Genomic DNA, 13,985 nt, shown 5'->3' with positions numbered 1-13,985 from the left:
CTGCAAGGCCGGATGCATGCATCCGGCACAGCGACTAACGCAAATTAACGTTTGGCAACGCGAATGGATTGCGCCAGATGTGAAGGTTTCTCTTTGGTGACTTTTTGAGTTTCTGAGGCGTAAGCTGTTTCTACACAAACAAAGGTCTTGTAGCCATCATCCGGCATATCGCCCATGCTGACTGAAAGCGCCGGTCCTGGGTTCCAGCCAACGACGTTCAGATGATGCTGGTGGCCTACGGTGACAATACGATTCAACGCCTCGTCATTAATCACACTGCAATCCTGCGCATTCAGATACACGCGATCGGTACGGTCAGGGAAGGTCTGAATACCGTCGGTCAGTACATCTTCTTTTGCGTCATTTACTTTATCAATGAAGCGATCGCCCAGTCCGCTGACGCTTACCTTAGCAATATCACCCACGTTAAAGTAGGTATGCAGGGCAGAGGTGGTTTCAAATTCGCCATGTGATTCAAGATCGATTTCACAGGTTTTACCCACGCGGAAATGCGCTAACAGCGTAAAGTCGTGCGGCCAGAATTTTTTCGTCTCTTCGCTTTGTGTCAATTCGAAAGTCAGCGCCACGCCATCGGCATCTTCACGATGTGATTTCAGCGTCCACGGCAGGTTACGGGCAAAACCGTGCGCAGGCAGACCTTGTTGTGCAGCCGGACCAAACCACGGCCAGCAAACCGGTACGCCACCGCGAATGGCGACACCATTTTTAAACGGGGTATTGTTGCTCAACCACAGAACTTCTTCCTCACCCGCAGGTTTCCACGAGAGAAGATGAGCGCCCTGTAATGCAAAAGAGGCTTTTACCTGGGGATGATCGACCACAATAAGGTCCAGTTCATCCAGTTTACGACGGGAGAGGACAGGGGTAATTTGTTCGATGACCGGAAGGGCAAAAATTTTCTTAATCATGACGCAGTCCTTTAACTTCATTTCATCAGGTAAAAAAAAGAGCGACCGAAGTCGCTCTTTATAGATCACAGTATCATCTCAACTTATTTGGAGATGTGAGCGATCAGGTCCAGAACTTTGTTGGAGTAACCGGTTTCGTTGTCGTACCAGGATACCAGTTTCACGAAGTTGTCGTTCAGAGCGATACCAGCTTTAGCATCGAACACGGAAGTGCAAACTTCGCCGTTGAAATCGGTAGATACTACGTCATCTTCGGTGTAGCCCAGAACGCCTTTCATTTCGCCTTCAGCAGCAGCTTTAACGGCAGCTTTGATCTGCTCGTAAGTTGCAGCTTTTTCCAGACGAACGGTCAGGTCAACTACGGATACGTTCGGGGTCGGAACGCGGAACGCCATACCAGTCAGTTTGCCATTCAGTTCTGGCAGTACTTTACCTACAGCTTTAGCAGCACCGGTAGAGGACGGGATGATGTTCTGGGAAGCGCCACGGCCGCCGCGCCAGTCTTTGTGAGACGGGCCGTCAACGGTTTTCTGAGTAGCGGTGGTAGCGTGAACGGTGGTCATCAGACCTTCGATGATGCCGAAGTTATCGTTGATAACTTTAGCCAGCGGAGCCAGGCAGTTGGTGGTGCAGGAAGCGTTGGAAACGATGTCCTGGCCAGCATATTTGTCGAAGTTAGCGCCTTTAACGAACATCGGAGTGTTGTCTTTAGACGGACCAGTCATAACCACTTTTTTCGCACCAGCGGTGATGTGTTTACGAGCAGTTTCGTCAGTCAGGAACAGACCAGTTGCTTCAGCGACAACGTCAACACCAACTTCGTCCCATTTCAGGTTAGCCGGATCACGTTCAGCGGTAACACGGATTTTTTTACCGTTAACGATCAGATGACCGTCTTTCACTTCAACGGTACCGTCGAAACGGCCGTGAGTGGAGTCATATTTCAGCATGTATGCCATGTAATCAGCGTCTAACAGGTCGTTGATTGCAACGATCTCGATGTCAGAACGTTTCTGAGCAGCACGGAAAACAATGCGACCGATACGGCCAAAACCGTTGATACCTACTTTGATAGTCATATATTCCACCAGCTATTTGTTAGTGAATAAAAGGTTGCCTGTAAAATTACAAAAACCTTACGCAGCGTCAAGCGGAATCGTGTCAATCATTGCGACAAATCAATCCTCTGCCTAAGCATTACGCGACTGACTTGCCTCACTCTTCCTTTGTGCCTGAAACCACATGAGGGCGGCGCCGGGAATTTTAAAGGGCAATTATGATAAAAATGTGATTTTCATCACGATTCAGGCGCTGCCATTTCGCTGAGATCAAGTTTAGGACAAATTTTTGCCAGTTGGTGTTAATGTTTTGTTAGAATTGGTCGCGTAATGTGAGCGTGATTAAAGTGAGATGTGAGCAAATGGCTAACAAACCTTCGGCAGACGAACTGAAAAACAAATTGTCCGAGATGCAGTTTTACGTGACACAGAATCACGGGACGGAGCCGCCATTTACTGGCCGTTTACTGCACAATAAGCGTGACGGCGTTTACCACTGTTTGATCTGCGATGCCCCTCTGTTTCACTCCCAGTCTAAATATGATTCAGGTTGTGGCTGGCCGAGCTTCTACGAACCGGTGAGTGAAGATTCAATTCGTTATATCAAAGACTTGTCACATGGAATGCAACGCATCGAGATTCGTTGCGGTAACTGTGATGCCCATCTTGGACATGTCTTTCCTGATGGGCCGCAGCCCACAGGCGAACGTTATTGTGTTAACTCAGCCTCTTTACGTTTCACTGATGGTGAAAATGGCGAAGAAATCAACGGTTGAAAAAACGATTCAGCAACTTATTCCACAGGAGCGGAAAAATCATGAATCTTGATGAAATGATCAACAGCATGACGCCTGAGGTTTACCAGCGTTTATCGACCGCTGTTGAACTGGGAAAATGGCCAGATGGCGTTGCGCTGACCGAACAACAAAAAGAGAACTGCCTGCAACTGGTCATGCTGTGGCAAGCCCAAAACAATACCGACGCGCAGCATATGACCATCGACACCAACGGTCAGATGGTGATGAAGAGCAAGCAGCAACTGAAAGAAGATTTTGGTATTACGGCGAAGCCGATTGCTATGTTTAAGTGATGGAGTTATCCCCTTTACAGGTAATTAATAAAGGGGATTGCCTGAAATTAATTGTCCAATCCCTCGTCGATTTCGTTTGTAGCTTTAAACCTTTCCGGAGCTTCACGTCTGTATTAACCCCCTGAATTTTTCATCCCTGAATCCTTTCTTTCGTTAAGTAGGGATCACTGCTGAATTTCCCTCTTTTGCGTACCGCCTTCCATCAATCTGTAACCCATTCTCAGGTTTTCTGCGTATTTGTGATCTAAGTTGTAAATCGCAGATCACTATCTGTGTTTTAAAGATTTAATGTTGACCTCAAAAATCATGTGGGTAAGTATGATGGTCATCTAAGCAAAACAAAACACAGAGGATGACGCAATGAAAGCACTGGCTCGGTTTGGCAAGACCTTTGGCGGCTACAAGATGATTGATGTCCCACGGCCCGTTTGTGGCCCGGAAGATGTTGTGATTGAAATTAAAGCCGCAGCTATCTGTGGTGCAGACATGAAACACTACAACGTTGATAGCGGTTCAGATGAGTTTAACTCGATTCGTGGCCATGAATTTGCAGGCCGAATTGCGCAGGTTGGCGAAAAAGTCAAAGACTGGAAAGTGGGGCAGCGCGTCGTCTCTGATAACAGTGGTCATGTTTGCGGCGTTTGTCCTGCCTGTGAACAAGGTGATTTTCTGTGTTGTACAGAAAAAGTGAATCTTGGTCTGGATAACAATACCTGGGGCGGTGGCTTTTCCAAATATTGTCTGGTTCCTGGCGAAATCCTCAAAATTCATCGCCATGCGCTGTGGGAAATCCCTGATGGTGTTGATTATGAGGACGCAGCCGTACTTGACCCTATCTGTAATGCCTACAAATCCATCGCGCAGCAATCGAAATTCCTTCCTGGTCAGGATGTGGTTGTCATTGGCACTGGCCCGCTCGGGCTGTTCTCTGTACAAATGGCGCGGATTATGGGGGCGGTAAATATCGTCGTCGTTGGTCTGCAAGAAGATGTAGCGGTCCGCTTCCCGGTTGCAAAAGAACTGGGGGCGACGGCAGTAGTAAATGGTTCTACCGAAGATGTGGTGGCGCGCTGCCAGCAAATTTGTGGCAAAGACAATCTCGGACTGGTGATTGAATGCTCCGGTGCCAATATCGCACTGAAACAAGCCATCGAAATGCTGCGCCCGAATGGGGAAGTGGTACGCGTTGGAATGGGCTTCAAACCTCTTGATTTCTCGATTAATGACATTACCGCATGGAACAAAAGCATCATTGGGCATATGGCCTATGACTCCACCTCCTGGCGTAACGCTATCCGGCTATTAGCCAGCGGCGCTATCAACGTCAAACCGATGATCACGCATCGTATCGGCCTTTCGCAATGGCGCGAAGGGTTTGATGCGATGGTCGATAAAACCGCAATCAAAGTGATTATGACTTACGACTTTGATGAATAACTACTCTCCTGAAGGAACGTTATCGCATGGAACAGATAACAAAACCGCATTGCGGCGCCCGGCTGGATCGTTTACCGGATTGTCGCTGGCATTCATCAATGTTTGCCGTCGTCGCTTTTGGCTTGCTTGTCTGCTGGAGTAATGCCGTAGGAGGCTTGATTCTCGCGCAGTTAAAAGCGTTGGGCTGGACAGATAACTCCACCACCGCCACCTTCTCGGCAATTACGACCGCCGGAATGTTTCTCGGTGCGCTGGTGGGCGGCATTATCGGAGACAAAACCGGACGCAGAAACGCGTTCATCCTCTATGAGGCCATTCATATTGTCTCTATGGTTATTGGCGCTTTCTCGCCAAATATGGATTTCTTGATTGCCTGCCGCTTTGTGATGGGGGTCGGGCTGGGGGCATTACTGGTTACTCTGTTTGCCGGCTTCACCGAATATATGCCCGGTAGAAATCGTGGAACGTGGTCCAGTCGGGTTTCATTTATTGGCAACTGGTCATATCCGCTCTGTTCATTGATTGCGATGGGACTTACACCGCTAATTAGTGCCGAGTGGAACTGGCGGGTACAACTGCTCATTCCCGCAATATTGTCGCTTATCGCTACCGCGCTGGCCTGGCGTTACTTTCCTGAATCACCGCGCTGGCTGGAATCGCGCGGACGGTATCAGGAAGCAGAGCAAGTCATGCGGAACATTGAAGAAGGGGTCATTCGCCAGACGGGTAAACCCTTACCGCCAGTGGTTATTGCTGATGACGGTAAAGCACCACAAGCGGTGCCTTATTCTGCCTTACTGACGGGAGTATTACTGAGACGCGTTATTTTAGGCTCTTGTGTACTTATTGCCATGAACGTTGTGCAGTACACGTTAATTAACTGGTTGCCAACGATATTCATGACCCAGGGAATTAATTTAAAAGACTCCATTGTCTTAAATACTATGAGTATGTTTGGCGCGCCGTTTGGCATTTTTATTGCCATGCTGGTGATGGATAAAATTCCGCGCAAAACAATGGGTGTTGGGCTGTTAATTCTGATTGCGGTGCTCGGATATATCTATTCACTGCAAACCAGTATGTTGCTCATAACGTTGATTGGTTTCTTCCTGATTACTTTCGTCTATATGTACGTTTGCTATGCCTCGGCAGTGTATGTACCTGAAATCTGGCCGACAGAAGCCAAATTGCGTGGCTCGGGCCTGGCGAATGCAGTAGGGCGGATCAGTGGTATTGCCGCACCTTATGCCGTCGCAGTGTTACTAAGCAGCTATGGTGTTACTGGGGTATTTATCCTGCTTGGCGCTGTTTCAATTATTGTTGCAATTGCTATCGCCACCATTGGAATTGAAACCAAAGGTGTCTCGGTTGAAAGTCTAAGTATTGAAGCTGTGACTAATAAATAATTTTTAGGGGGAGAAATGAAAAATTCAAAAGCAATATTACAAGTACCTGGCACCATGAAAATTATTGCTGCAGATATACCCGTACCCAAAGAAGATGAAGTGCTGATTAAAGTGGAATATGTCGGTATTTGCGGTTCAGATGTACATGGTTTTGAATCAGGGCCGTTTATTCCACCTAAAGACCCAAATCAGGAAATTGGCCTGGGCCATGAATGTGCGGGGACGATTGTGGCTGTGGGAAGCCGCGTGCGTAAATTTAAACCAGGGGATCGGGTAAATATCGAACCTGGCGTTCCTTGTGGCCACTGCCGTTACTGCCTGGAAGGCAAATACAACATTTGCCCGGATGTCGATTTTATGGCGACGCAACCGAACTACCGTGGTGCATTAACGCACTATCTGTGTCATCCGGCGAGCTTTACTTACAAACTGCCCGACAACATGGACACGATGGAAGGGGCGCTGGTGGAGCCTGCGGCGGTCGGGATGCACGCCGCCATGCTGGCAGATGTTAAACCTGGCAAAAAGATTGTCATTCTGGGCGCGGGATGTATTGGTTTAATGACTTTGCAAGCCTGCAAGTGCCTCGGGGCAACGGAAATTGCCGTGGTCGATGTGCTGGAAAAACGTCTGGCAATGGCGGAACAGCTTGGTGCGGCAATGGTCATCAATGGTGCTAAACAAGACACTATTGCGTGCTGTCAGCAATTTACCGAAGACATGGGTGCAGATATTGTTTTTGAAACAGCGGGTTCTGCGGTAACGGTAAAACAAGCTCCCTATCTGGTGATGCGCGGTGGAAAAATTATGATTGTCGGCACAGTACCCGGCGATTCGGCCATCAACTTTCTCAAAATCAATCGGGAAGTCACCATCCAGACGGTTTTCCGCTATGCCAACCGTTATCCGGTCACGATTGAAGCTATTTCATCAGGGCGATTCGATGTGAAATCGATGGTAACGCATATTTACGATTACCAGGATGTACAACAGGCATTTGAAGAGTCGGTTAACAACAAACGCGACATTATTAAAGGCGTTATTAAACTTAGCGATTAATTACTACGGGAGAACGGAATATGCTAGCAGATATCAGATTTTGGGAAAACGATGCCACCAATAAACATTATGCAATTGCCCATTTTAACGTATGGAATGCTGAAATGTTAATGGGTGTTATCGACGCAGCAGAAGAAGCAAAATCACCGGTTATTATTTCTTTTGGTACGGGATTTGTCGGAAATACCTCATTCGAAGATTTCTCGCATATGATGGTATCGATGGCACAAAAAGCAACGGTACCGGTAATTACCCACTGGGATCATGGGCGGAGTATGGAAATTATCCATAACGCCTGGACTCATGGAATGAACTCCTTAATGCGCGATGCATCCGCGTTTGATTTCGAAGAAAATATTCGTTTAACCAAAGAGGCTGTTGATTTCTTCCATCCGCTGGGTATTCCGGTAGAGGCGGAATTAGGGCATGTCGGTAATGAAACCGTTTATGAGGAAGCGCTGGCGGGCTATCACTATACCGATCCTGACCAGGCCGCAGAATTTGTTGAACGCACGGGCTGTGACTCATTGGCTGTCGCCATTGGCAACCAGCATGGGGTTTATACGTCAGAGCCGCAATTGAACTTTGAGGTCGTCAAACGCGTGCGCGATGCCGTTTCTGTTCCGCTGGTTTTACATGGCGCATCGGGGATCAGTGATGCTGACATTAAAACTGCTATTTCGTTGGGTATCGCGAAAATCAACATTCATACGGAACTGTGTCAGGCCGCAATGGTGGCAGTGAAAGAAAACCAGGACCAGCCTTTCCTGCATTTAGAGCGTGAAGTGCGTAAAGCCGTAAAAGAACGGGCATTGGAAAAAATTAAACTGTTTGGTTCTGATGGCAAAGCGGAATGATGATATGGATAATCTCGATGTTATTTGTATAGGTGCCGCTATTGTTGATATTCCATTACAACCGGTCAGTAAAAATATCTTTGATGTAGATTCTTATCCTCTTGAAAGAATCGCAATGACCACCGGGGGCGATGCAATAAATGAAGCAACAATTATTTCTCGTTTGGGTCATCGTACGACATTAATGAGCCGCATTGGTAAAGATGCCGCAGGGCAATTTATTCTCGACCATTGTCGCAAAGAGAATATTGATATTCAAAGCCTGAAACAGGATGTCAGCATAGATACCTCTATTAACGTTGGACTGGTGACGGAGGATGGCGAGCGGACGTTTGTCACGAACCGTAACGGCAGTCTGTGGAAATTGAATATTGACGATGTTGATTTTGTGCGGTTTCCTCAGGCGAAATTATTATCACTGGCCAGTATTTTCAACAGTCCTCTATTGGATGGTAAAGCGCTAACAGAAATTTTTACGCAAGCGAAAGCCCGGCAGATGATCATTTGTGCCGATATGATCAAACCGCGGTTGAATGAAACGCTGGATGATATTTGCGAAGCATTGAGTTATGTCGATTATCTGTTTCCAAATTTTGCCGAGGCAAAATTACTCACAGGGAAAGATACGTTGGATGAAATTGCTGACTGCTTTCTTGAGTGCGGTGTAAAAACGGTAGTAATTAAGACGGGTAAAAACGGCTGTTATATCAAGCGTGGTGAAATGACGATGACGGTACCAGCAGTAGCGGGAATTACGGCCATCGACACCATTGGCGCGGGCGATAACTTTGCTTCAGGTTTTATTGCGGCACTGCTGGAAGGTAAAGAACTGCGTGAATGCGCGCGCTTCGCCAATGCAACGGCAGCTATATCGGTACTGAGTGTTGGTGCCACCACCGGTGTGAAAAACAGAAAGCTGGTCGAACAATTGCTGGAAGAATATGAAGGGTAATGAAGGCAAATGAAAATGATACCTTTAGGCACAACGGATATAACGCTTTCTCGGATGGGGTTGGGGACATGGGCCATTGGCGGTGGCCCTGCATGGAATGGCGATCTCGATCGGCAAATTTGTATTGATACAATTATTGAAGCTCATCGTTGCGGTATTAACCTGATTGATACTGCGCCAGGATATAACTTTGGGAATAGTGAAGTTATTGTCGGGCAGGCGTTAAAACAATTGCCTCGCGAACAAATTGTCGTCGAAACGAAATGCGGTATTGTCTGGGAACGAGAAGGCAGTTTATTCAACAAAGTCGGCGATCGTCAGTTGTACAAAAACCTCTCTCCTGAATCTATCCGCGAAGAAGTCGATGCCAGCTTGCAACGTCTCGGCATTGACTACATCGATATTTACATGACGCACTGGCAGTCGGTGCCGCCTTGTTTTACGCCGATTGCAGAAACCGTAGCAGTACTTAATGAACTGAAGGCTGAGGGGAAGATTCGTTCGATAGGCGCTGCTAATGTCGAAGCTGACCATATACGCGAATATCTGCGATATGGTGAGCTGGATATTATTCAGGCGAAATATAGCATCCTCGATCGGGCAATGGAAAACGAACTGCTGCCGCTATGTCAGGATAACGGCATTGTGGTTCAGGTCTATTCCCCGCTAGAGCAGGGACTGCTGACAGGTACCATCACTCGCGATTATATTCCGGGCGGAGCACGGGCAAATAAAGTTTGGTTCCAGCGTGAAAATATGCTCAAAGTGATTGATATGCTTGAACAGTGGCGGCCACTTTGTGCGCGTTATCAGTGCACAATTCCTACTCTGGCGCTGGCGTGGATATTAAAACAGAGTGATTTAATCTCCATTCTTAGTGGAGCAACCGCGCCGGAACAGGTACGCGAAAACGTGGCGGCACTGAATATCAACTTATCGGATGCTGATGCAATATTGATGAGGGGAATGGCAGAGGCCCTGGGGCGTTAACTACTCCACACGAACCACCTCTGTTTCTTTGAAAACTGTGATGAAAATCTGTGATTCAAACAGGTTATTTTGAAAGTAAACATCGCTTATGCGATAATCGCGCTAATGTGATGTAAAAGAGACAGGGGTGTAATCGTGGCGGCAAAAGACAGGATTCAGGCAATTAAACAGATGGTTGCCAACGATAAAAAAGTAACGGTTTCGAATTTGAGCTCGATTTTTCAGGTAACCGAAGAAACCATTCGCCGCGATCTTGAGAAGCTGGAAGATGAAGGCTTTTTGACCAGAACTTATGGTGGCGCTGTTTTAAATACAGCGATGCTGACGGAAAATATTCATTTTTATAAGCGCGCTTCGTCGTTTTATGAAGAGAAGCAGCTTATTGCTCGCAAGGCATTACCCTTTATCGACAATAAAACGACGATGGCAGCCGATTCCAGTAGTACCGTTATGGAATTGCTCAAATTGTTACAGGACCGTAGTGACCTGACGTTGCTGACCAACTCGGCGGAAGCCATTCATGTTCTGGCTCAGTCAGAAATTAAAGTTGTTTCAACCGGTGGGGAACTGAACAAAAACACACTTTCTCTGCAAGGACGAATTACTAAAGAGATCATCAGTCGTTATCACGTCGATATTATGGTGATGAGTTGTAAAGGTCTTGATATTAACAGTGGCGCGCTGGACTCGAACGAAGCTGAAGCTGAAATCAAAAAGACAATGATCCGCCAGGCGGCAGAAGTCGCGTTATTAGTCGATCACTCCAAGTTTGATCGCAAGGCTTTTGTCCAGTTAGCTGACTTTAGTCATATTAATTACATAATAACTGATAAATCACCGGGTGCAGAATGGGAAGAATTTTGCAAAGACAATAATATCCGGCTGGTGTGGTAGCTTAAACACACGTTGTCAATGTTATTTGTTCCAGCGCCTGTGAAATAAAATGATGATAAAAATGCGGCAAGTAAATTTGCCGCAATTGCTACCTTTTTTAGCAAAATTCGAGGCACCAAATGGAACAATATGATCAAATTGGCGCAAGACTGGACCGCTTGCCTTTGGCACGGTTTCATTATCGTATATTTGGCATTATAAGTTTTAGTCTGTTATTAACGGGGTTTTTGAGTTACTCCGGTAATGTCGTCTTAGCAAAGCTGGTAAGCAATGGATGGTCAAATAATTTCCTCAATGCTGCTTTTACGTCGGCATTGATGTTTGGTTATTTCCTCGGTTCGCTTGCCGGTGGATTCATTGGTGATTACTGTGGACGGCGCCGGGCATTCCGCGTAAACCTTCTGATTGTCGGTATTGCGGCGACAGGCGCTTCTTTCGTCCCTGATATGTACTGGCTCATCTTCTTTCGCTTCCTTATGGGGACAGGAATGGGGGCGCTGATTATGGTTGGCTATGCTTCATTTACTGAGTTTATTCCCGCTCTGGTTCGTGGAAAATGGTCCGCGCGACTCTCATTTGTCGGCAACTGGTCGCCCATGTTGTCAGCGGCGATTGGCGTTGTCGTTATCGCTTTCTTCAGTTGGCGCATAATGTTTCTACTGGGCGGCGTTGGGATAATATTAGCATGGTTACTTTCTGGTAAATATTTTATTGAGTCGCCTCGTTGGCTGGCGGGTATTGGACAATTACCGGGAGCAGAAAGACAACTTCGTGAAGTAGAGCAGCAAATCGAAAAAGAGAAGGGTATTCATCTACCACCACTTGCTTTGAGGCAAAGCGAAAGTCGGAGTCATGAAATCAGTGGTACTTTTTGGTTGCTATTTAAAGGCGAGATGTTGCGGCGCACGTTAGTCGCGATTACGGTTTTGATTGCAATGAATATTTCGCTTTATACTATCACCGTATGGATACCGACCATATTTGTTAACTCTGGTATTGATGTTGATAAATCGATATTAATGACCGCTGTTATTATGATTGGTGCTCCGGTTGGAATATTTATAGCTGCATTAGTTATTGATCACTTTCCTCGCCGATTATTTGGCTCGTCTTTGCTTATAATTATTGCTGTGTTGGGATATATATATTCAATACAAACTACAGAATGGGCTATTTTAGGCTATGGCCTGGTGATGATCTTCTTTCTTTATATGTATGTTTGTTTCGCGTCGGCGGTGTATATCCCGGAACTTTGGCCAACCCATTTACGCCTGCGCGGCTCGGGATTTGTTAATGCAGTAGGACGAATCGTCGCGGTCTTCACTCCGTATGGCGTCGCGGCGTTATTAACGCATTATGGTTCGATAACGGTCTTTATGGTGCTTGGTGTCATGTTGGTGTTATGTGCGCTGGTCCTCTCCATTTTTGGCATCGAAACGCGAAAGGTGTCGCTGGAACGAATTTCTGGTGTGAATTGAATTTTCGCTGATTGTGTCAATTGCCAGACGCAGCTGGCGTGTTTATCTGGCCTACGATGTAATTAAGGAATTGTAGGCCAGAGATGGATCTGACTAATTTTATCCCTGCGTCTCTTCCCAGTCTGCCAGCGTGTACAATGTTGCTCCGGCAACTGACATCTCCATAAACGCGTGCGCACTGTCCTGCGGCTGGATATTCACGCCACGACAGCCATCGGTAATCACGTTCACCTTATAACCTAACTGTAATGCGTCCAGGACGGTAAACTTCACGCAATAGTCCGTAGCCAGCCCCATAACGATCAATTCATTGATTTCATGGTCGCGTAACCAACCATCGAGCTCGGTTTTCTGCCGCCGCCCGTTATCAAAAAAGGCACTGTAACTGTCGACTAAAGAATTTTCGCCTTTGTGAAACACGGCATCAATCGACTTTTGCGCCAGCAGAGGGTGCAACGCCGCACCTTCGCTGTGTTGCACACAGTGATCGGGCCAGAAGGTTTGCGGTAGGCCATCGAGCTGACCCTGTGTATAAGGCTCTACACCTTGCTGGCTGGCGAAGCTGCCGTGATTGGCCGGATGCCAGTCCTGACTGGCGACGACCACTTCACCGCGCGCTTTGCACCAGCTTATCAGGGCATTAGCAACATCAACCGTGCTATCGCCTTCGGCAACAGCCAGCGCACCGCCAGCGCAGAAATCATTTTGTAAATCGACCAGTAACAGAGCGCGTTGGGGCATTACAGTCTCCTTAATCATCCGGCGTCAGTTCGCCGCGCAGGTTTTGGCTCATGGCCTTGCGAATGGTTTCGGTATCCAGTCCCTGGCTGAGCAGGTAGTGCAGTTTGGTTAGCGTGGCTTCTACGGTCATATCCGCACCGCCAATAACACCGGCATGGGCGAGGGCGTTACCGGTGGCATAACCGCCCATATTGACTTTACCGGACATGCATTGTGTCAGGTTAACCACCACAATTCCGCGATCGCTGGCTTCTTGTAATTCTTGCAGGAATGCTTTGTTTTGCGGCGCATTACCCACGCCATAAGAGTGCAGAATCAACGCCTTAACCGGTTGACGCAGGAAGTTACGTACGACGTCAGCAGAAATCCCCGGATAAATCGTCACTACGCCGATCGGCTGTGGTGTAATCGGATGAACGATCAGCTCACCAGTGCCGTGTGGGGCGGGCGGTGTATTTAAACGGCGAATATGAATACCCGCTTCCAGTAACGGTGGAAGGTTTGGTGACGCGAAGGCATCAAAACCATCGGCATGGGCTTTGGTGGTGCGGTTGCCGCGATACAGGCGATTATTAAAAAAGAGTGTGACTTCGTTGATGGGATAGTTCGCCGCAACGTACAACGCATTCAGCAAATTGATTTGACCGTCAGAGCGTAACTCGGCTAATGGGATTTGTGACCCTGTCACAATAACCGGTTTTCCGAGGTTCTCCAGCATGAACGACAGCGCAGAGGCGGTATACGCCATCGTGTCGGTGCCGTGCAGAATGACAAAACCATCGTACTCGTCATAGTGCGCTTTAATATCTTCAGCAATATGCTGCCAGTCCTCTGGCGTCATGTCAGAAGAATCCATCAGCGGCGTGTATTCATGAATGGTGAAATCCGGCATCTCCGGGCGATGGAACTCTGGCATCAGCGCCAGTTGGCGTTGTAGATGGCCCGACACCGGAATATATCCCTGCTCGGAACGCTGCATCCCGATGGTCCCGCCCGTGTAGGCAACGTAAATTGATTTCTTTTGCATGATATTGATATGAATGATACCGAAAGAGCAAAAGTATATACGTGAGGGGCGGCAAGCGCACCTGGAT

General features: G+C 47.4%; 14 protein-coding genes. 10 read left to right on the top strand and 4 right to left on the bottom strand.

Annotated elements, in window-relative coordinates:
* Positions 1 to 44 precede the first annotated feature (44 nt).
* Together D9597_RS16385 and gapA are read right to left on the bottom strand one after the other, a co-directional pair.
* On the bottom strand, positions 45 to 929 hold the full coding sequence (locus tag D9597_RS16385; protein WP_130223465.1) for a D-hexose-6-phosphate mutarotase: 885 nt from the start codon (positions 927 to 929) through the stop codon (positions 45 to 47).
* 83 nt (positions 930 to 1,012) lie between these two features.
* Entirely contained in the window at positions 1,013 to 2,008 is a 996-nt protein-coding gene (gene gapA / locus D9597_RS16380; protein ID WP_000153502.1) for a glyceraldehyde-3-phosphate dehydrogenase, read from the bottom strand.
* Between the two features lie 341 nt (positions 2,009 to 2,349).
* On the opposite strand from gapA, the gene msrB reads away from it, so the two are divergent.
* The 10 genes from msrB to D9597_RS16330 all read left to right on the top strand — a co-directional run bounded on the left by msrB (position 2,350) and on the right by D9597_RS16330 (position 12,150).
* On the top strand, positions 2,350 to 2,763 hold the full coding sequence (gene msrB, locus D9597_RS16375; RefSeq protein WP_130218799.1) for a peptide-methionine (R)-S-oxide reductase MsrB: 414 nt from the start codon (positions 2,350 to 2,352) through the stop codon (positions 2,761 to 2,763).
* A 41-nt stretch (positions 2,764 to 2,804) separates the two neighbouring features.
* On the top strand, positions 2,805 to 3,077 hold the full coding sequence (locus D9597_RS16370) for a YeaC family protein (RefSeq protein ID WP_130223463.1): 273 nt from the start codon (positions 2,805 to 2,807) through the stop codon (positions 3,075 to 3,077).
* Between the two features lie 360 nt (positions 3,078 to 3,437).
* Positions 3,438 to 4,514 (top strand): zinc-binding dehydrogenase, encoded by a 1,077-nt coding sequence (locus tag D9597_RS16365; RefSeq protein ID WP_130223461.1) that lies wholly within the window; start codon positions 3,438 to 3,440, stop codon positions 4,512 to 4,514.
* A 26-nt stretch (positions 4,515 to 4,540) separates the two neighbouring features.
* Positions 4,541 to 5,920: an MFS transporter gene (locus D9597_RS16360; RefSeq protein WP_130223459.1), complete on the top strand. Its 1,380-nt coding sequence runs from the start codon at positions 4,541 to 4,543 to the stop codon at positions 5,918 to 5,920.
* A 15-nt stretch (positions 5,921 to 5,935) separates the two neighbouring features.
* On the top strand, positions 5,936 to 6,979 hold the full coding sequence (locus D9597_RS16355; RefSeq protein ID WP_130223457.1) for an NAD(P)-dependent alcohol dehydrogenase: 1,044 nt from the start codon (positions 5,936 to 5,938) through the stop codon (positions 6,977 to 6,979).
* A 20-nt stretch (positions 6,980 to 6,999) separates the two neighbouring features.
* Entirely contained in the window at positions 7,000 to 7,836 is an 837-nt protein-coding gene (locus D9597_RS16350) for a ketose-bisphosphate aldolase (RefSeq protein ID WP_130223455.1), read from the top strand.
* Between the two features lie 4 nt (positions 7,837 to 7,840).
* Positions 7,841 to 8,788 (top strand): sugar kinase, encoded by a 948-nt coding sequence (locus tag D9597_RS16345; protein ID WP_130223453.1) that lies wholly within the window; start codon positions 7,841 to 7,843, stop codon positions 8,786 to 8,788.
* Between the two features lie 9 nt (positions 8,789 to 8,797).
* Positions 8,798 to 9,778 (top strand): NADH-dependent methylglyoxal reductase, encoded by a 981-nt coding sequence (ydjG, locus tag D9597_RS16340; protein WP_130223451.1) that lies wholly within the window; start codon positions 8,798 to 8,800, stop codon positions 9,776 to 9,778.
* Between the two features lie 135 nt (positions 9,779 to 9,913).
* On the top strand, positions 9,914 to 10,672 hold the full coding sequence (locus D9597_RS16335) for a DeoR/GlpR family DNA-binding transcription regulator (RefSeq protein WP_130223449.1): 759 nt from the start codon (positions 9,914 to 9,916) through the stop codon (positions 10,670 to 10,672).
* Between the two features lie 119 nt (positions 10,673 to 10,791).
* On the top strand, positions 10,792 to 12,150 hold the full coding sequence (locus D9597_RS16330; protein ID WP_130223447.1) for an MFS transporter: 1,359 nt from the start codon (positions 10,792 to 10,794) through the stop codon (positions 12,148 to 12,150).
* Positions 12,151 to 12,249: 99 nt separating this feature from the next.
* Here D9597_RS16330 and pncA read toward each other — a convergent pair whose 3' ends face one another.
* Positions 12,250 to 12,891 (bottom strand): bifunctional nicotinamidase/pyrazinamidase, encoded by a 642-nt coding sequence (gene pncA, locus D9597_RS16325; RefSeq protein ID WP_130223445.1) that lies wholly within the window; start codon positions 12,889 to 12,891, stop codon positions 12,250 to 12,252.
* A 10-nt stretch (positions 12,892 to 12,901) separates the two neighbouring features.
* Entirely contained in the window at positions 12,902 to 13,918 is a 1,017-nt protein-coding gene (ansA, locus tag D9597_RS16320) for an asparaginase (protein WP_130223443.1), read from the bottom strand.
* Positions 13,919 to 13,985 lie beyond the last annotated feature (67 nt).

This window comes from Escherichia sp. E13S3, from assembly GCF_004212325.1.
Taxonomy (GTDB): Bacteria; Pseudomonadota; Gammaproteobacteria; order Enterobacterales; family Enterobacteriaceae; genus Escherichia.
Note: the sequence above shows the minus strand (reverse complement) of the source record. Positions and strands in the feature narration are given on the sequence as shown.